The 17873-nt window shown below is 68.9% G+C and carries 16 protein-coding genes; 4 read left to right on the plus strand and 12 right to left on the minus strand.

What is annotated here, in order from left to right:
- Positions 1-69 precede the first annotated feature (69 nt).
- Positions 70-1422: an aminotransferase-like domain-containing protein gene (locus DWF00_RS09885; protein WP_114827410.1), complete on the plus strand. Its 1353-nt coding sequence runs from the start codon at positions 70-72 to the stop codon at positions 1420-1422.
- Between the two features lie 9 nt (positions 1423-1431).
- Here the strand turns inward: DWF00_RS09885 and cckA are convergent, their stop codons facing one another.
- From cckA to flgB, 7 genes are all read right to left on the minus strand, one after another.
- On the minus strand, positions 1432-3951 hold the full coding sequence (gene cckA, locus DWF00_RS09890) for a cell cycle histidine kinase CckA (protein WP_425453081.1): 2520 nt from the start codon (positions 3949-3951) through the stop codon (positions 1432-1434).
- Between the two features lie 61 nt (positions 3952-4012).
- Positions 4013-5080, minus strand: a complete 1068-nt coding sequence (gene flhB, locus DWF00_RS09895; protein WP_114827411.1) for a flagellar biosynthesis protein FlhB — start codon at positions 5078-5080, stop codon at positions 4013-4015.
- 10 nt (positions 5081-5090) lie between these two features.
- A complete protein-coding gene (gene fliR / locus DWF00_RS09900) occupies positions 5091-5849 on the minus strand; it encodes a flagellar biosynthetic protein FliR (protein WP_114827412.1) in 759 nt (252 codons plus the stop codon).
- A gap of 137 nt (positions 5850-5986) precedes the next feature.
- Positions 5987-6253, minus strand: coding sequence for a flagellar biosynthesis protein FliQ (gene fliQ / locus DWF00_RS09905; protein ID WP_114827413.1), 267 nt, complete (start codon positions 6251-6253; stop codon positions 5987-5989).
- Between the two features lie 24 nt (positions 6254-6277).
- Positions 6278-6601: a flagellar hook-basal body complex protein FliE gene (gene fliE, locus DWF00_RS09910; protein WP_114827414.1), complete on the minus strand. Its 324-nt coding sequence runs from the start codon at positions 6599-6601 to the stop codon at positions 6278-6280.
- A 79-nt stretch (positions 6602-6680) separates the two neighbouring features.
- Complete coding sequence (gene flgC, locus DWF00_RS09915) at positions 6681-7091, minus strand: flagellar basal body rod protein FlgC (RefSeq protein WP_114827415.1); 411 nt, start codon at positions 7089-7091, stop codon at positions 6681-6683.
- A 15-nt stretch (positions 7092-7106) separates the two neighbouring features.
- On the minus strand, positions 7107-7517 hold the full coding sequence (gene flgB / locus DWF00_RS09920) for a flagellar basal body rod protein FlgB (protein WP_114827416.1): 411 nt from the start codon (positions 7515-7517) through the stop codon (positions 7107-7109).
- 247 nt (positions 7518-7764) lie between these two features.
- On the opposite strand from flgB, the gene DWF00_RS09925 reads away from it, so the two are divergent.
- The 3 genes from DWF00_RS09925 (at position 7765) to DWF00_RS09935 (ending at position 11214) form a co-directional block, all read left to right on the plus strand.
- Positions 7765-9183, plus strand: a complete 1419-nt coding sequence (locus tag DWF00_RS09925; protein WP_114827417.1) for a flagellar biosynthetic protein FliO — start codon at positions 7765-7767, stop codon at positions 9181-9183.
- A gap of 217 nt (positions 9184-9400) precedes the next feature.
- Positions 9401-10162 carry a flagellar type III secretion system pore protein FliP gene (fliP, locus tag DWF00_RS09930; protein WP_245973855.1) on the plus strand — a complete coding sequence of 254 codons (762 nt, stop codon included), beginning with the start codon at positions 9401-9403 and terminating at the stop codon, positions 10160-10162.
- A 110-nt stretch (positions 10163-10272) separates the two neighbouring features.
- On the plus strand, positions 10273-11214 hold the full coding sequence (locus DWF00_RS09935; protein ID WP_114827419.1) for an SEL1-like repeat protein: 942 nt from the start codon (positions 10273-10275) through the stop codon (positions 11212-11214).
- A gap of 19 nt (positions 11215-11233) precedes the next feature.
- Here DWF00_RS09935 and DWF00_RS09940 read toward each other — a convergent pair whose 3' ends face one another.
- The 5 genes from DWF00_RS09940 to fliM all read right to left on the minus strand — a co-directional run bounded on the left by DWF00_RS09940 (position 11234) and on the right by fliM (position 17873).
- Complete coding sequence (locus DWF00_RS09940) at positions 11234-14632, minus strand: hypothetical protein (RefSeq protein ID WP_114853016.1); 3399 nt, start codon at positions 14630-14632, stop codon at positions 11234-11236.
- 430 nt (positions 14633-15062) lie between these two features.
- Positions 15063-15395, minus strand: coding sequence for a hypothetical protein (locus tag DWF00_RS09945; protein ID WP_147283626.1), 333 nt, complete (start codon positions 15393-15395; stop codon positions 15063-15065).
- Between the two features lie 34 nt (positions 15396-15429).
- Entirely contained in the window at positions 15430-16272 is an 843-nt protein-coding gene (locus DWF00_RS09950) for a MotE family protein (protein ID WP_114827422.1), read from the minus strand.
- A complete protein-coding gene (locus tag DWF00_RS09955) occupies positions 16269-16721 on the minus strand; it encodes a DUF6468 domain-containing protein (protein WP_114827423.1) in 453 nt (150 codons plus the stop codon). The genes DWF00_RS09950 and DWF00_RS09955 overlap by 4 nt, the downstream gene beginning before the upstream one ends.
- 15 nt (positions 16722-16736) lie before the next feature.
- On the minus strand, positions 16737-17873 hold the full coding sequence (fliM, locus tag DWF00_RS09960) for a flagellar motor switch protein FliM (RefSeq protein WP_114827424.1): 1137 nt from the start codon (positions 17871-17873) through the stop codon (positions 16737-16739).

The raw sequence follows: 17873 nt of genomic DNA on the forward strand, positions 1-17873 counted from the left end.
GCTGGCTGGCCCGGCAAGTTGATTGTATGGCAGACAATCACGCTTGAAACGAATGCGCCCGACGCCAGCATGTGGATTCCAGAACTTGACCCCGGCCGGCCGGTCTATCGCGCCATCGCGGAGGCCATTGCGCAGGATGTCGCGCGCGGCCGCCTCGCCACCGGCGACAAGCTGCCGCCGCAGCGCGACCTGGCGCGAGCGCTCTCGCTCAACCTGTCGAGCGTGACCAAAGCGTACAAGCTCGCCTTCGAGCTCGGGCTGGTCAATGGCGAGACCGGGCGAGGCACTTATGTGCGGGCCGGCGATGCCGCGCGCATTCCGTGGCCGTCGGGCGAGAACCAGGTCAGCATCGACTTCGCCTCGAACTTCCCGATGCCGCTCGATCCGTCCGAGGACGTCGTCCAGCTCTGCCAGGACATGGCGCGCTACGACGTCGGCGAGCGGCTGTTCGAGTACGTGGCGCGCGGCGCCGCCAATGACGACATCTCGCCGGCGGCACTCTGGCTGGAGGGGCTCGGCGTTCCCGCCCGGCACGACGGCATCCTGCTGACCTCGGGTGCGATCAACGGCGTCTTCGCCTGCCTGCTGGCTCTGGCCAAGGCGGGCGAGAGCGTGCTCTGCGAGGAGCTGACCTCGCCCGGGCTGATAAGCTGCGCGCGGATGATGGGGCTGAAGCTCATCGGCGTGCCGATGGACCGCGACGGCATGAAGATCGACGCCTTCGAGCGCATCGCGACCGAGACCGGCGCGCGCGTCGCCGTGCTCAACCCGACCCTGCACAATCCGACGCTGACCGATCTTTCGCCGGAGCGTCGCGAGCGGCTCGCCGCTTTCGCGCTGCGCTCGGGCATCATGATCGTCGAAGACGAGGTCTATGCGCCGCTGCTGGGTGTGCCGCCGAAGCCGCTGGCGGCGCTGGCGCCCGATGCCGTCTGCTATGTCACGAGCTTCTCCAAGGCGGTGCTGCCCGGCCTGCGCATCGGGTACATCTCGGCACCGCCCTTGATCGCCGAGCGGCTGCGCAACGCCATCCGGGTCAGCACCTGGATGCCCTCGCCGATGCTGGCGAGCCTGGCCTCGCGCTGGGTCAAGGACGGCACCGCGACGCGGCTGATCGCCAAGCGCCGCGCAGCCGGGCGGGAGCGGATCGATCTGGCGCGGCGCGTGCTGCGGCGGCATGCGCTGGCCTCGCGCGATGACGGCCTGCATGTCTGGCTCAGCCTGCCGCAGCCCTGGCGCGGCGACGAGTTCGCGACCTATGCGAGGGAGCGCGGGCTCACCGTGATGCCGTCGCAGGATCTGGCGGCGACTACGGCGGGTGGTATTCAGGCGTTGCGGCTGAGCCTCGGGGCCGAGCCGAGCCTGGAGCGGCTGAAGCAGGGGTTGGGGCGGATCGACCGGATATTGCTCGGGCGGGATTGAGCCTGCGGCTCAAGCCATCGCCGCCTTCACCGTCTCCACCAGCTGCTTCATCGTGAACGGCTTCGGCAGGAAGTGGAAATCCTCGCCCTCGGGCAGGTTCTTGCGGAAGGCCTCCTCGGCATAGCCGGAGACGAAGACCACCCGCGTCGCCGGGTTGCGCTGGCGCAACTCGCCGAGCAGGGTCGGGCCGTCCATCTCGGGCATGACCACGTCGGAGACGACGAGGTCGATCTTGCCGTCATGCTTCAGGAAGATGTCGAGCGCCTCGACGCCGGAGGCCGCCTCGTGGACGGTGTAGCCGCGCGAGACCAGCATGCGGGCGTTGAGGGCGCGCACCGCGTCCTCGTCCTCGACCAGCAGGATGATGCCGGCGCCGGTATGGTCGGCTGCGGCCTTTTTCGGCGCCTCCTTGGCGGCGATGTCCGCTGCGATCTCCTCCTCCGTCGGGACGTGGCGCGGCAGGAAGATGCGGAAGGTCGTGCCCTGGCCGATGGTCGAGTCGACGAAGACGAAGCCGCCGGTCTGCTTGACGATGCCGTAGACCATGGAGAGGCCGAGGCCGGTGCCCTTGCCGACCTCCTTGGTGGTGAAGAAGGGCTCGAAGATCTTGTCGAGATGCTCGGCCGGGATGCCGGTGCCGCTATCCTCGACCTCGAGCAGCACGTAGTCGGCCGGCGGCAGCGCCTGCTGGCCCAGGCCCGCGCATTCCTCGGCCGAGACGTTGCGGGTGCGCACCGCGAGCTTGCCGCCATCGGGCATCGCGTCGCGGGCGTTGACCGCGAGGTTGACGATGACCTGCTCGAGCTGGCCGAGATCGGCCTTCACCGGCCAGAGGTCGCGGCCCTGCCGGACATCGAGCGCGACCTTGTCGGCGACGACCCGCTTCAGCATCAGCGAGAGGTCGGAGAGCACGTCGCCGAGCTCCAGCACCTGCGGGCGCAGGGTCTGCCGGCGCGAGAAGGCCAGCAACTGCCGGACCAGCGCGGCCGCCCTATAGGCGTTCTGCTTGATCTGCATGATGTCCGGGAAGGACGGGTCGGTCGGCCTGTGGCTGGCGAGCAGGAACTCCGAGGCGTTGATGATGACCTGCAGCACGTTGTTGAAGTCGTGCGCGATGCCGCCGGCGAGCTGGCCGACCGCCTGCATCTTCTGGGCCTGGTCGATATTGTCCTTGAGCTTGCGCTCGGCCGTGGTCTCTAGCGCGTAGACGATGGCGCGCTCGCCATCGGCATCCTCCGTGGCGGCAACGGGCGTGAGGTAGAGCCGGGCCGAGCGGCCCTCTTCGCCTGCGAGTGAGACGTCGAGCGGCACCGCGTCGCCCGAACCCTCCATCACCGCCGCGAGCGCCGCGGCGAGCCCGCTGCCGGGCGCGACCAGATCCTGGATCGTCGCGGGCTGGGCGCCTTGCTGGGTCAGGCGGGCGAAGGCGGCGTTCGAACGCAGCACGGCGCCGTTGCGGTCGACCGTGGCGATCGCCATCGGCGTCGAGTGGAAGAAGCGCGCGAAGCGCACCTCTGCCTCGCTGCTGCCGTCCGAGCCCGCCTCGCCGGCGGCGCGGTTGAGCACGAGGGTGCGTGAGGGGCCGGCGCGGCCGTCGCTGCCGAAGGCGACCTGGTGGTGCAGGCGGACCGGAAGGGGCTGGCCGTTGCGGCGCTTCAGGTCGACGTCCAGCACCTCGATGCGGACATCGCCGGCCTGGCCGCGAATGGCCTGGATCAGGGCGCCGGCATTAGCGGTGGCGATGTCGTCGAGGTGCAGGCCGCCCGAGCCGAAGCGGGCGAGGTCGTAGTCGAGCCAGCCCGAGAGCGTGGCGTTGAGGTAGGAGACCTCGCCATCGGCGTCGATCGAGAGGAAGCCGGCGGGCGCGTGGTCGAGATAGTCGATCGCGTGCTGGAGCTCCTGGAAGGCGTTCTCCTGGCGCTCGCGCTCCGGCGTCACGTCCGAGACGGTCCATTGCATGGCCGGGCGGCCGTCGCGGCGGACGGGGGCGACGCGCACGCGATACCAGCCGACGGTGCCGCCATCGTTCAGGGCCGGTTCGAGCCGGATCTCCTCGACCAGCCGACGGCCTTCGCGGGCGGCGGTGGCGAGGCGATAGATCGCTTCGGAAACCTCGGCGCGGCCGGTGAAGAGCCGCTCGACCGGGCGGATGTCGCCCGCGCTGCGTGCGCCGGCGAGTGCGAGATAGGCCTCGTTGGCGTAGACGATGCGGTTCTCGCCCTCGGTGACGACGACGCCGTCCTCGGCGCTGTCGACCAGCGTCTTGGTCAGGTCGTTGCGGGCGGCCCGGCCGGAGAACTGCACGAGGCCGATGGCGAAGGCGAAGAGGCCGAAGACGCCGATCACCGAGAGCAGGGCGAGCAGGCCGAGGATGAGCGGCTGCGCCCATTCGTTGGCGATGAAGCCGAGCGCGATCGCAGCCCCGACGAGGAGGCCGGCGACGAGCAGGATCACGCCGATATGCCCGGGCTTGTCGGAGCGGTCGATCGCCGTTGTCGCCGTGCTTCCGCTCATTGCGGTCTGGTCCATTCCTTGACGTCGCATCGAGGGCTCGCGCGACCCGCCTGTCCCCGAACGAGGGACAGACGAGTTAGGCGCGGCGCCGCTTCAGGCGCAAGACGTATCCGATGACTTCGGCCACTGCCTGATAGTGTTCGACAGGAATTTCTTCGTCGATCTGGACGGTGGCATAGAGCGCGCGCGCCAAAGGCGGGTTTTCGATGATCGGCACGCTGTGCTCGCCGGCGACTTCGCGGATCTTCAGCGCCATCGCGTCGACGCCCTTGGCGAGGCAGAGCGGGGCGCCCATGCCGGGCTCGTATTGCAAGGCGACGGCGAAGTGGGTCGGGTTGGTGATGATCACGGTCGCCTTCGGCACCGCCGCCATCATGCGCTTCCTGACGCGCTGGGCCCGGATCTGGCGCAGCTTCGCCTTCACCTCGGGATTGCCTTCGGAGTTCTTGTACTCGTCCTTCAATTCCTGCTTCGTCATGCGCTGGCGCTGGTACCAGGTGAAGCGCTGGTAGGCGAAGTCGCCGACCGCGATCACGGCGAAGAGCGCGAGCGCGCTCGCCATCAGCTTGAGGGTCAGCGCCAGCGTCGCCGGCAGCAGCGCCGCGACGTTCATCTGCGCCAGGCTCTCGAGCCGGTCGTGCTCGTTCCAGAGCGTGATCGAGACGACGGCGCCGACCAGCAGGATCTTGGCGAGGCCCTTGGCGAAGTTGAACCAGGCCTCCTTGCCGAACAGCCGCTTCGCGCCGGCCATCGGCGAGATGCGGTCGAATTTCGGCATCATCGGCTCGACGGTCCAGAGCGGCTTGTGCTGGATCAGGGCGCCGGCGAGCGCGGCGCAGAGGATGAAGGCGAAGGGCAGGCCGAGCGCGGCGAAGCCGGTCATGACGCCCTGCTTGGTGACATTGAAGAAGGCCTCGCCGCTGGAGGGCACCTGATGCGCGTTCATCAGGAAGGAGCGCAGCGAGAGCGCAAGGCTCTGCGAGGACCAGCCGGCGGCGACGAGCAGCGCCAGGGTGAAGCCGCAAAGCACGAAGAAGGTGCCGATCTCGGTGGAGCGGGCGACGTCGCCCTTCTCGATCGCCTGGTCCAGCTTTCGCTGTGTCGGCTCCTCTGTCCTGTCCTCGTTGTCGGCTTCCTCTGACACGGGCGCTCCCTCAATTGCCTGTAAGCTGGCGCAGGAAGTCGCCGAGATCGTCGAGGAAGACGCCCATCATCACGCCGACGACCGCGAGGAGGACGAGCATGCCGCCGAGGATCGAGGCCGGCACGGCGAGAAAGAAGACCTGGAGCTGCGGCATCAGCCGCGCCAACACGCCGAGGCCGAGATTGAACAGCAGGCCGAAGACGATGAAGGGCGCCGAGATCTGCACGGCGAGCGAGAAGCCCTGCGCCGTCGCCTTGATCGCCAGCGCCAGGATGTCGGTGATCTCGGGGAAGCCGCCGGGCGGCAGCAGCTCGTAGCTGCGGTAGATCGCGGCGATGGCGATGTGGTGCAGGTCGGTGACCAAGATCAGCGTCGTGCCGAGCATGGTGAGCAGGTTGCCGATCGAGGGGTTCTGCAGGCCGCCGGTCGGATCGACCGTCATGGCGAAGCCCAGCCCCATGGTCTGGGCGACGATGACGCCCGCGGTCTGCAGGCAGGCCATGACCAGGCGCACGCAGAAGCCGAGCGAGAGGCCGATCAGGACCTCGCTGATCAGGAGGCCGACCATGCCGGGAACGTCGGTCGGCGTCGCGATCACGTTACGCGCCATCGGCACCAGCATCAGCGCCAGGAAGAAGGCGAGCGAGAGCCGGGCGCGGGAGAAGATGAAGCGCTCGCCGATGCCCGGCATCAGCATGACCAGCGTGCCGACGCGTGCGAAGACGAGCACGAAGATCGAGCTGATCTCTGGCAGGATCGCGATCTGCATCGTGCCGTTCAGAGCCCGATGCCGAAACGTGCGAAGCGGTTTCCGGGCGACATCATGCTCCGACCTAGATCCTCTCCGCCGGAGGGAATGCCGCGCCGGCAGGCCGCAGGGTGCGGCCGGGCAGGTCAGCGGCAGAATCATTCGCCCGTGGCGATTCGGAGCGCGACTCGTCCCATATAGCCTGCCAGGGCGTCGCCCATGAACGGCAGAAACAACATCAACGCGGCAAAGACGGCGATGATCTTCGGCACGTAGATCAGGGTCTGCTCCTGGATCTGCGTCAGCGCCTGCACCAGCGAGACGGCGAGGCCGACGATGAGCGCGACCATCATCAAGGGCCCGCCGGCCTTGAGGAAGACGACGATGCCGTCGCGGGCGACGTCGAGGATGGCTCCGGAGGTCATGATCTTATCCTGTAGGCTCGGCCGTCAGACCGGCATCCGCATGATTTCTTCGTAGGCTGCGATGACGCGGTCGCGCACTGCGACGAGCGTCTCGATCGCGGCTTCGCTCTCGGCCACCGCGGTGACGACGTCGACGATGTCGGAGCGGCCGGAGACGACGTTCGCGGCCTGGCTGTCGGCCTTGCGGCCGGCGTCGGCGGTGGCTTCCAGTGCCTTGCCGACCATGGCGCCGAAATCCGGGCCATTATCGGTCGCCGTCGTGAAGGTGGCGGGCTTGCGGGCGAGGCTCCCCGCGCCCATCCCCTGGATGGACGCATAGGCGCCGGCGGCGAAGCTGGGCGTGGCCATGGCTCAGGAAGCTCCGTTTCTAGCGACGCATTTTCTTCACGCGAACCGGTTCCCACTTCGCTTGAAAATGCTTTGGGGTTCAGGCGCGCAGGATGTCGATGGTGCGCTGGATCATCCGGCGCGTCGACGTGATCAGGTTGAGGTTGGCCTCGTAGCTGCGCTGGGCCTCGCGCATGTCCATGGTCTCGACCAGCGAGTTGACGTTCGGCATCTGGACCTGGCCGGCGGCGTTGGCGGCGGGGTGGCCGGGGTCGAATTTCGTGCGGAACGGGGCTTGGTCGCGCTGGACGCGGCCGAGATCGACGACCTGGGCGTCGAGCTCGCGGTCCATGTGGCGCTGGAAGGTCGGGATCTTGCGGCGATAGGGCTCCGCGCCGGCGCGCTCCGGCCCCGAATCGGCGTTGGCGAGGTTCTCGGCGATGACCCGCATGCGGCCCGACTGGCTGCGCAGGCCGGAGGCTGCCACGGCGATGCTCTTGAACAGATCCATGGCGCGTCAGCCCTCCTACCGGCCCTTGCCGATGGCGATCTTCATCAGCCCGAGCCCCTTGCTGTAGAGCGAGGCGGCGAGCTGATAATCGGCCTGGTTCTGGGCGACCTTCATCATCTCGTCCTCGAGATTGACGCCGTTGCCGTTGGGCGTGACCTCGAAGCGCTGGGCCTTGTTGCTGTCGAAGCCGCTGCGCTGCCCGGCTGGGCCCATATGGCCGGCGCTGGTCTGGGCGAGACTCACGCCGGAGACGCCGCCGCCGTCGCGGCTGAACTGCGGCGCCTTGAGGTCGAGCGGGCGAAATCCGGGCGAATCGGCGTTGGCGACATTCTCGGCCAGCAGTTTCTGCCGGGTCTGGTGCCATTGCATGCGCGTCTTGAGCGCCTGCATGAGGTTGCCGCCGGTGCCCAAAGCATTGTCAGCCATGGCTTTTATCCCATTCGACCGGGCTGGCCACGACGCCTTGGGCCGCCGCCAATCCCTGGTTCACTGGGAAATTATTGCCGGGTACGTGGTTAACGTTGGGTTAAGTGCCGTGCCTTTGGGCAAATAAATTAACCAAGCATTCACCCTGTTTCACGAAAATGCGGGCGCTGTGCTATAGCCAACGTGTTGAACCTTGAGCGGAAAGAATGGCCGCCCAGGGCTGCCGTCGTCGCTCGTGAGGTTACCCTTGCCGCAGAATTTGTTTGGCTACGAACTCTCGACCGGCCTGCGCTGGATCATCGCCTTCGCCATCGTCCTCGTCCTGGTCACGCTGTTCGCTTTCTTCCTGCGACGCATCACCGGCGGGCGCCTCAGGGCAAGGGGGCAGGGCGGAGGCCGCGCTCGCCAGCCGCGCCTCGGCGTGGTCGACATCCACGACCTCGACCGGCAGCGGCAGCTCGTGTTGATCCGGCGCGACAATGTCGAGCATCTCGTGATGATCGGCGGCGCCTCCGACGTGGTGATCGAGAGCAACATCGTGCGTGGCGGCAGCCGGGTCGCTGCGCCCGCGCAGTCCGAATTCGCCCTATCCGAGCGGCCGCTGGCGATGGACACGACGATCCCGCCGGAATCGCTGCGCTCCGAACCCGCCGAAGACACGCGCCGCGTCCCGCCGCCGCTCCCGGTCGCGCCGCTGCCGCAGAGCGCGCCCGTGCCGGAGCAGTTGCCGCCGCTGCCGCATCGCCCGGCCTCGCCGCGAAGCGAGCCGCTGCCGTCGACACCCGTCGCCGCGACGATCGCGGTTCCCGCTGCCGCGGCCGTGGTGACCGCGGCCCCGAACTTCACCCGCGCCATGCCGACCCCGGCGCCGAGCGCCAGCGCCGGCGAGCTCGACGACATGGCGCGTCAGCTCGAAGAAGCGCTGAAGCGCCCGTTCTCGGCGGTGCGTCCCTCCAGCCAGCCGGCCGAACCGGCGCCTGCTCCGGCCCCGGTGCCGGAGGCTCCGAAGCCGCAGCCCGCCCCGGCGGTCAAGGTCGAGGAGCCGAAGCCCGCCATCGTCGCGCCGGTGCCGACCGCAGCGATGGCGCCGCCGGTGTTCGGCCGCCCGGTCGGCGTCCCCGCCGATGTCGCGGCGGAGCTCGAAATGGCGCTCGGCCTGAAGCCGGAGCCGGTCGCCATCAAGGCGCCTTCGCCCGTCGCGCCGCCTTCGCCCGCCGTTCAGGTGCCGCCGAGGGCGGTGATCGAGCCGCGTCCTGCTCCAGTTCCCGCTCCGGTCAAGCCGCCCGAGCCGGCGCCCGTCGCGCCGCCGAAGGATGAGCCGAAGGGCAAGATCGAGGATCGCATCGCCGAGGCAATCGAGGGCAAGCTCGCGGCGCTGATCGAGGCCGACGCACCTGCCAAGGAGCCCGAGGCGAAGATTGCCGAAGGGCCGAAATCGGACGAGCCCAAATCTGCGGACGCCAAGCCCGCTGACGTCGAGCCCGCTGACGTCAAGCCTGCCGTGGCAAAGCCTGTGGAAGCTGGCCCCGCCGAGGCCAAGTCCGACGTGAAGCCGGTCGAATCCGAAGCCCCGGCCAAGCCGGTGCAGATCGATCCGTTCTCGGTCGATGCGATCGAAGCCGAGTTCGCCCGGCTGCTGGGGCGCGATCCCAAGCCGAAATCGTAGGACGGCGCACCGGAAATCACGGCCCTCGCCCCAACGGGCGGGGGCCGTTTTCGTTTCGGCCGGTGCTTTCGCCGCGCCACAATCGATCAACAGGAATTCCGTGCCGGAGCGTTCCGGCTGTCGGCGTTTCGATTGCCCTAAGGTCAATCTCTCACCTAGCGTCAGCAGGCCCGGCCAGCCTTGAGTCGGGCGGCAATGGCGGCTCTGCGTGACTTCGATCCTGACGGCTGCGAGATGGCGGCGTTCCGCCGGCCGCGCGCTCTGTGCGGGCGCGCTGCTGGCGCTTGCGCTCGCTGAGCCGGCGCGGGCGCAGACGCTCTCGCTCGATCTCGGCCAGGGCGGCGGCGTCGCCGAGCGGGCGCTGCAGCTCATCGCCGTCATCACGGTGCTCTCGCTGGCGCCGTCGATCCTGATCATGGTGACGTCGTTCACGCGCATCGCGGTGGTGCTGTCGCTGCTGCGCTCGGCGATCGGCACGCAGACCGCGCCGCCCAACGCCGTGATCATCGGGCTCGCGCTCTTCCTCACCGGCTTCGTGATGGCGCCGACCCTGAAGGAGGCCTATCGCGTCGCGGTCGAGCCGCTGATCGCCGGGCAGATCCAGCCGCAGGAGGCCTATAATCGTGGTGTCGTGCCGTTCAGGACCTTCATGCTCCAGCACGTCCGCGAGAAGGACCTGCAGCTCTTCATCGAGATGTCGCGCGAGCCGCCGCCGGCGACGCCGCAGGACATCCAGATCCAGGTGCTGGTGCCGGCCTTCATGATCTCGGAGCTGCGCCGCGCCTTCGAGATCGGTTTCCTGCTCTTCGTGCCGTTCCTGATCATCGACCTCGTCGTGGCTTCGATCCTGATGTCGGTGGGCATGATGATGCTGCCGCCGGTGACGGTGGCCCTGCCGTTCAAGCTGATCTTCTTCGTGCTGGTCGATGGCTGGGGGCTGGTCGCCGGCTCGCTGGTGAAGAGCTACGGCAGCGGCTGAACCGCCGGCCGCCGTCTTGCCTGCTTTTAGCGTAGCCTTCCGTATAGTCAGATTGTCCTGTCCCGTTCGCCGTGCCACGCCTGTGGGCGGACGAAAGCGGGACGGTATCCATGTGGCTCAAGCGCCTTGCACTCGGTCTGGCCTTCGCGCTCGTGCTGGCCACGGCGGCGCAGGCCGATGACGCGCGGGCCGGTTGCGACAAGGGTGGCTTCGAGGCCGGCATCGCCTATTGGCGGCCGCTGGCCGAGCGCAACGAGGCCCGGGCGCAATATTGCCTCGGCGTGCTCAACGACGCGATCTCGCGCGACGAGGCGCTGGCGGCGTCGTGGTACCGCAAGGCGGCCGGGCAGGGGCTGCCCGAGGCGCAATACGAGCTCGGCTGGATGTATGCGAGCGGCCATGGCCTGAAGCAGGATGACGAGCGCGCCCTCGCCTGGTATCGCCGCGCGGCGGATCAGGGCCATGCCGCGGCCCAGTTCCGTCTCGGCCAGATGCACGAGCAGGGCCGCGGCGCACCAGTGGATTTCGCAGAGGCGTTCGGCTGGTATCGCAAGGCGGCCAAGCAGGGCATCGTGATGGCGCAGGCCCTGCTCGGGGCGCGCTACGAGCTCGGTCTCGGTGTCGGGCGGGACGAGGTCCAGGCGGCGCTCTGGTATCGCAAGGCGGCGGAGCAGGGCCATGCCGGCGCGCAATTCTGCCTGGGCGTGCTGTACGCCCAGGGCCGCGGCGTGGCGAAGGACGAGGCTGCGGCCGTCGCCTGGTTCCGCAAGGCGGCCGAGCAGAGCGACGCCCACGCGCAATACGAGCTCGGCAAGAGCTATGTCAGCGGCTCGGGCGTCGTGGCCGACCACGCGCAGGCGGCGCTCTGGTTCCGCCAGGCCGCGGAGCAGGGCCATGTCGGCGCGCAATACAACCTCGGCACCCAATACCGCGACGGCGATGGTGTCGCCAAGGACCTGGCCGAGGCCCTGACTTGGCTGCGCAAGGCAGCCGAGCGGGGCGACGCCCGGGCGATTCTCGACCTCAAGCAGATCGAGAAGGGGACACCATAGGGAGCGCTTCGTCGCCGCCTCAGCCGCGCCCCTGCGCCCCTGACGTGCCCGCTTCTGCCCCAGCCGCGCCGGCGGGTGGGGGCGGCGCCGGCTCCGCCTGCGGCTTGCCGCGCATGGCCGAGGCATAGGCCGGGTAGCGCTCGCGATAGGCCTTCATGAAGTCGGAGAGCGTGTCGGCGCCGGCGGCGGCGCGGGCCATCTCGCGGATGTCGGCGGGGTTGTTGCGGTTGGCTGATGTGGCGAAGGCGAAGGTGCGGGCGTCGCTGCTCTCGGCCATCTTGCCGGCGAACTTGGCCCGCAGCCGGTCGAGCTGGAGCGCCTCGCTCGCCATCACGTAGGAGATCGCCGAGCGCATCACGTCGGCGCGCTCGCCATCCTTCAGCGTCGTGTTGCCGCGCCAGCTTTCGCCGAGCAGGCGCTCATGCGCCTCGCCGGCCTCGCGCCAGCGCCGGCCGGCCCAATAGACGTCGGCGCGCAGCCGGTCGACCTCGGGGCCGCGCTCGGCCTCCAGCATCTCCAGCGCCTGATCGGTGCGCGAGAGGTCGGAGAGCGCCTTGGCCTCGAGCAGCAGGCGGGCGCGCTTCACATCCGCCGGCAGCTCGATCAGTCGCGTCGCGTTCAGCGCCTGCAGGGCTTCGGCCGGTTTGCGGTTCATCAGCGCGATCATGGCGAGCCGCGCCGCCACGGTGGAGCGGGCCGCGCCGGTGAGGCGGGTGTCCATCTGGTAGCGCAGGATGTCGGCCGCCTGGTCGAGCAGGTCGAGCTCGACCAGCCGGTCGGCGAGCAGCCGCGTGATCTCGTCGCCGCGCCGGCCGATCGGCAGGAACTCCTTGAAGTCGTAGAACAGGGCCAGCGCGTCGATGCGCGGCAATTGCTCGTGGTCGCGACCGCTGAACATCTCGGCGAAGCGCTGCGCCGTCTCGTCGTGCAGGCTCCGCGTCAGCGGGTTGTCCGGGTAGCTGTCATTGGCGCGCCTTGCGATCTGGAAGGCCTCACGCCAGCGCTTCTGTCCGAGATAGAGCCGGCCGAGCTCGGCCAGCGCCTCGATCTCGATCTCGCCGCCGCGCCAGGTCACCGAGACGGTCTCAAGCCGGGCGGCGGCCTCGTCGGCCGAGATGGCCGGCGGCGTCTGCGCCAGCGCGAGCTTGACGCCGCGCAGCTGCGCCTCGGCCGCCACGGGCCGGCTCTTCGCCTCGAACAGCGCCTTGTAGGCGTCGAGCGCGGTCTCGGGGCGACCGCTGACATCGTCGAGCATGGTGCGCAGCAGGGCGAGCTTCTCCTGATGCACGACATCCTTGGGCAGTTCAGCGAGCAGGTCGAGCTGGTGCTCGGCGACCGTCATGTCCTGCATCGCCATGGCGGCGCGTGCCAGGGCGGGGCGGAACTCGGCCTGCAAATCGTCGGGATAGGTGTCGAGGATCGCCTGTCCGCGGCGGAAGCCGGCGAGCGCCTGGCCGGCGCGGCCGAGCCGCTGCTCGGCGAGCGCACGCCAGAGGCCAGCCTCGGCATCCTCCTTGATCGGCCCCGCATTGAAGGCCGCGACCGCATCCTGATCCCGATGCATCTGGACCGCGAGCACGCCCTTGAGGAACAGCGCCTCGCGGTTGGCGCGCATGGCCGGATCGTCGTTCAGCAGCGCCTGGAGCGGGCCGGCCGCCTCCGAGAGCAGCTTGTTGGCGGCGTAGAAGCGCGCCAGCGCCAGCCTCGCCTCGGATTTGCGGCCGCGCCCGGCGCTTGCCACCTCGGAAAGCAATTCGCGGGCGCGCTCGCGGATATTGGCGACGCGCTGCTTGCCCCAGCTGTCCGGGTCGAGCAGCGGCTTGCCGGCCTCCGGAGCCTTTTCAACCGCGACGCCGCCTTGCTCGGGCAGGTCGAGCGTCACGGTCAACCCACCGGCGCGGCCGATCTGCACCTGGTCGGTGTTGGCGCGTACCACGACATCGTCGGCGCGTGGGCTGACCGCGATGCCGTGCGCCGTCTGGAGCAGGCCGAACTCGACGAAGCGATAGGGCTTGGAAATGGCGCGCGTCGGCCCGAGCACGGTCGCGACCGCGAGCGGCAGCCCGGCCGGGCCGGATTCGAGCCAGTGCACGCCGGTCATGCCGGGCAGCGGCACGGCGAGCACGGTCTGGCCGCGCTCGTCGATGGTGCGGCGCGGCGCCAAGCTCTCGGCCGGCTTGCCGGCCTGCTCGCCGAGGCTGAGCGACCAGGTCGGGCCGTCATCGACGAGCCGTGCGACCTGCTGGCTCTTGAGGAGCAGCTTGACCAGCGTGACCTTGCCCTCGCGGGTGACGGTGGTGTCCTCGACCAACTGCGGCAGGACCTGCCTGAAGCTCGCCGGGTCGATCGTGTCGCGCGTGTCGAAGACGAGCGTCACCGTGCCGGCATCGCTGAAGGCGGCGGCGCCGGTCAGGCGCGGGAAGCGGAAGTCGATCTTGCTGCCCTGCGGGCCGGAGGAGGCTTCGATCTTGACGAGCTGCGGCGTCGGGTCCGGGACAGGGGCGGCCACGGCCGGCTTGGCCAGTGGCTGGGCTTGTTCCGCCGGCTGCGCGCGGGTGGGCTCGGGTGCCGGCTTGACGGCGTCGGGGGCTGCGGAGGCGGGCGGCTTCGGGCTGGCGTCGTTCGCCCCGGTCTGAAGGCTGGCCAGGGTGACGATGCCGGGCTTGGCCGGGCGCAGCAGGTCGACGATCAGCCCGTCATCGTCGCGGAAGCTGCGGGCCTGCCAATCCTTCGGCAGCGCGAGGTCGATCGTCGTCGAGGCCGTGCCGGTCTCCTGCGCCTTGAGCGTGACGCCTTCGGGCAGCCAGGGCTTTATCGCCGAGGGCTCGATCGCGAGCTGCTGGTCGAAGTTCAGCCGCAGCGTGCCGTCGGCCAGCTCCTGCGTGAGCCTGGTCTCGGGCGGAGCCTGGAAGATCAGCCGCTCGAGCGTCGGCAATCTGGCGCTGCGCAGGGTGAGGGGTTTGGGCGGCGCTGGCGGCTTGCGCGCGGCCTCGCGGGCCTGCGCCTCGGCGACGCGCAGGCGCTCGGTCATCTCGGCGATGACCTCGGGCGGCGGTCCCGGCAGCAGGCCGGTCCAGCTCTCGGGCAGAAGGTCGATGAAGGCCTTGTCGCCGGCCTCGATCAGGTTCGCCTTGAAGGGACGGGCCAGCGCGAAGCGGACGCCGCGGCCATCGGGATCGGTGCGGACGATCGAGAGGTAGTCGGGCAGCTCCTTGACGATCTTGCTGATGTCGACCTTCACGGCCGAATCGAAGGCGACGACGAGCACGCCGTTGCCGACCCGGATGCGCGTCGTGGTCGGTTCGTCGAAGCTGAGGGAGAGGCGCCCGAAGCCGGCCGGCATGGCGGCGCCGCGCAGCGAGGCGTTGGCGGCGAGCGCCGGCGCGGACAATCCGGCGGCGACGCTGAGCGCGGCCAACCCGATACCGAAGGCAAGGGAACGCGGGGAACGCAACCGGCCAAACTCACGCAACGCCACACAAGCGGGCAGGGCGCTCGCAACGTGAGTGCCTTGACCAAAGGGGAGGTTAGCGCGTCAAGGATAATGGCGGGTTAATATGGTTGGGGTCTTGGAGTTAGATAATTCAAAGGCTTAGGGCTATTTTGGTTTCAGTTTCGGGGCGGAGCCATCTTTCATGCCCAGCCCTCGCTCCCCCGCTCGGCCGTGTTCCGATCGATGTGCGGTTCAGGGGCGGCCCATACACAAAAGACCCCACCTTTCGGCAAGGCCTCGGAAGCTATCGGTAGGCGTAGCAGGGTTTAGTGCTTTTGCCCCAGATAGCTGAAGCCGGCGATCATGAGCGCGCCGAGAGGCGCGATCCACATCGCGAGTATCTCGAACCATGCGGTCATGACACCATGTCTCCCAATCCGCGTTGCGCGACCTTGTGGATCACAAAGCTTATTACCACACAACTGGCCGCGAGTGCCAAAACCACGGCATAATGGGCTTGGGCCATGCTATTCAGATAGGAAGCGATCGGCGCAAAACCACCTACCGCCAAGATCGCGATGGCGAGGCCGTTGAGATAGGTCGCCCGGAGCTTCGTCTTCTCGTTCTGAACCGAGTTCAACCGCTTTTGTTCGTCGGTAAGGAGCACAGGATCACGGCTCACCTCGACAGGTGGGCTCGATGTGCCTTGCCCTGGTGGGGAAGCCTGATCTCCCAAGGAGCCGCTCACGACGCATCGTCCTCGCCAACTGGCACAACGCGCCTCAGCGCCTTGCCGGCGGCGCGATCGCCGGCAGTTCGCTGCTCGGCAGCTGGCCCGAGTCGGCGGTGGAGCGTTCGACGGCGGGGTTGCGCGCCTGCGTGGCGAGCGCGACCGTGAGCTTCTCGGCGCGGTCGGGCGCCATCGCCGCCAGCACCTCGGACATCTTGCGCGGATTCATCTGCTGGACGACGGGGACGAGCACGTCGAGGCTCAGGCGGTCGAAGACGCGCGCCGCCTCCTTCGGCTTCATCGCCTCGTACATGATGACGAGGTTGCGCACGGCCTTGGCCTCTTCCTCGGCCGGCTTGCCCCTGGGACCCTCGACCCTGGTCTCCAGGCGCTTCAGGTCGTCGACGCGGGTGTCGAGCTTCTTCTCGGCGCTGTCGAGCAGGCGCTCGCGCATGTCGAGCTCGCGCATGCGGGCGTCGATCTCGTCGCGCCGCTCGCCGAGGCGTTCGAGCAGGGCGCGCTCGGCGGGCGAGACGGGCTTGGCGGTGCCGTTCATCACGGCGGCCTTGTTGGCGGGGTTGGCGGCGCGCGCGGCGTCCGCCTTGGCCTCGGCTTCCGCCTTCTCCTGCTCCTTCTTCGGATCAGGCTTGTCGACCGAACCGGTGGTCTCGGGGTCGAGGAACGTGTCGGGCGCATGCGCCTTGGCGATGATCTTGGCGAGGCCCCAGACCTCCGGCTCCGGCTTGGCTGCGGCAGGCGTGGCGCTGGCAAGCGCCGGCGGGCTCGCCGGCACCTTGCCGGGATAGGGCTCCGAACCCCAGGCAAGCAGCTTCAGCGCCAGGAGGCCCATGGCGCCGAGGATGACTGCCGGGATGAGGCGGGGCCTCTCGATCATGCCGCCTGGCCCTCCAGGCGCCGGGCGGCGCGGGCGCGGATCGCGGCGGCCGATTGCGCGGCGCTCGCCATGCGCGAGATGGTGGCCGGCTCCTCAGCCGGCGCCTCGGCCTGCTTCGGCGCGACCAACGTCGCGGCGCTGACGATCTGGCTGATGCGCTCCATCACGGCCTGGCCAGCCTCGACCTGCGAGGCGAGGTCGGCGGCGTAGCGCTCGGCGGTGCGCAGGCGCTCGGCCAGGGTGCGGTCGCAATCGCCGAGCGTGAGCTTCAGCCCGGCAATGGCGCGCTCGGCCGTGTCGGTGGCGGAGATCAGGGCGCCGATGGTCTGGCGCATCGCCGATTCGTCGGCCTTCAGCCGCTCGATGCGCTTGGCCAGGATGTAGCAGGTGATGATGGTGGCGACGAGAAGGCTGGCAACCAGCACATCGGCGATGAGGGTGATCGTCATGGCGTGGTTCCCAAGTCAGGAGGCTGAGCTGAGGTGGCTGGTGATGCTGTCGAAGGCGGCCATCGTCGTCTTGGAGCGATGCAGCGGGCTGACGACCTGGACGGCGATCTTGTCGTCGACCCGGCCGATGCGGCCCTCGGTGACCATGAACTCGCCGCAGCGCAGCGAGACGACCGAATCCGGCCTGGCGTCGAACATCAGCGTGTCGCCGATCTCGAGCTTCATGACGCGCTTGAGCGGCATCTGGGTCTCGTGCAGCACGCAGGTGACGTCGACATCGGTCTGCCAGACCTCGGTCGCGAGGTGATTCTCCCAGATCGGGTCGCGGCCGAGCTTCTCACCCATGAAGCTTTCGAGCAGCAACTCGCGGATGGGCTCGATCGTGGCATAGGGCAGCAGGACGTGGAGCGAGCCGCCCCGGCCCTCCATGTCGAAGCGCAGCTCGACGCGGATCGCCGCGTTGGCCGGGCGCGAGATCGAGACGAAACGCGGGTTCGACTCGATGCGGTCGACCGTGAAGGTCACCGGCGAGAGCGGGTTGAAGGCGGCCTGGGCATCGCCGAGGACGACGCCGACGACCCGGCGCAGCAGGTTGATCTCGATCGAGGTGAAGGGCCTGCCGTCGACGCGGGCGGCGGGCTGGCCGCGCTTGCCGCCGAGCATCGTGTCGAGCACGGTGTAGGTCAGGGCAGACTCGATGGTGACGAGGCCGAAATTGTCCCATTCCTCGGCCTTGAACACGGCCAGCATCGCCGGCAGCGAGACCGAGTTGATGTAGTCGCCGAAGCGCACCGAGCGGATGCTCTCCAGCGTGACCTCGACATTGTCGGTGAAGAAGTTGCGCAGGCTGGTCGAGAGCAGCCTGACCATGCGCTCGAAGATGATCTCGAGCATCGGCAGGCGTTCGTAGGAGACCGAGCCGGACTCGACGATGGCCTGGATGCCGGTGCGCGCGCCCTTGTCGTCGCCGCCCGAGAAGCCGAGCAGGGCGTCGATCTCGTCCTGGCTCATCAGGCGGTCTATGCCGCCCTCCGGCTCGCCGTCCTCATCGACCATGTCGGGCATGGCGGCCCATTCGGCCGCCATGTTCTCAGGCGTCAGCGGCTCGTCCTTGGGGAGAGCGGCGGTCGGATCGAGTTCGTTGTCGCTCAT

The organism is Allobosea caraganae (assembly GCF_003351345.1).
GTDB classification, from domain to species: Bacteria; Pseudomonadota; Alphaproteobacteria; order Rhizobiales; family Beijerinckiaceae; genus Allobosea; species Allobosea caraganae.

Bases quoted from the DNA above. Each gene is read 5' to 3' on its own strand.
- flgC (WP_114827415.1), bottom strand. From the start codon at position 7,091: ATGGATCTGTTCAAGAGCATCGCCGTGGCAGCCTCCGGCCTGCGCAGC.
- DWF00_RS09950 (WP_114827422.1), bottom strand. From the start codon at position 16,272: ATGATCGAGAGGCCCCGCCTCATCCCGGCAGTCATCCTCGGCGCCATG.
- fliM (WP_114827424.1), bottom strand. From the start codon at position 17,873: ATGAGCGACAACGAACTCGATCCGACCGCCGCTCTCCCCAAGGACGAG.
- fliE (WP_114827414.1), bottom strand. From the start codon at position 6,601: ATGGCCACGCCCAGCTTCGCCGCCGGCGCCTATGCGTCCATCCAGGGG.
- fliQ (WP_114827413.1), bottom strand. From the start codon at position 6,253: ATGACCTCCGGAGCCATCCTCGACGTCGCCCGCGACGGCATCGTCGTC.
- DWF00_RS09885 (WP_114827410.1), top strand. From the start codon at position 70: ATGTGGATTCCAGAACTTGACCCCGGCCGGCCGGTCTATCGCGCCATC.
- flgB (WP_114827416.1), bottom strand. From the start codon at position 7,517: ATGGCTGACAATGCTTTGGGCACCGGCGGCAACCTCATGCAGGCGCTC.
- cckA (WP_425453081.1), bottom strand. From the start codon at position 3,951: ATGGACCAGACCGCAATGAGCGGAAGCACGGCGACAACGGCGATCGAC.
- DWF00_RS09955 (WP_114827423.1), bottom strand. From the start codon at position 16,721: ATGACGATCACCCTCATCGCCGATGTGCTGGTTGCCAGCCTTCTCGTC.
- fliR (WP_114827412.1), bottom strand. From the start codon at position 5,849: ATGCAGATCGCGATCCTGCCAGAGATCAGCTCGATCTTCGTGCTCGTC.
- DWF00_RS09935 (WP_114827419.1), top strand. From the start codon at position 10,273: ATGTGGCTCAAGCGCCTTGCACTCGGTCTGGCCTTCGCGCTCGTGCTG.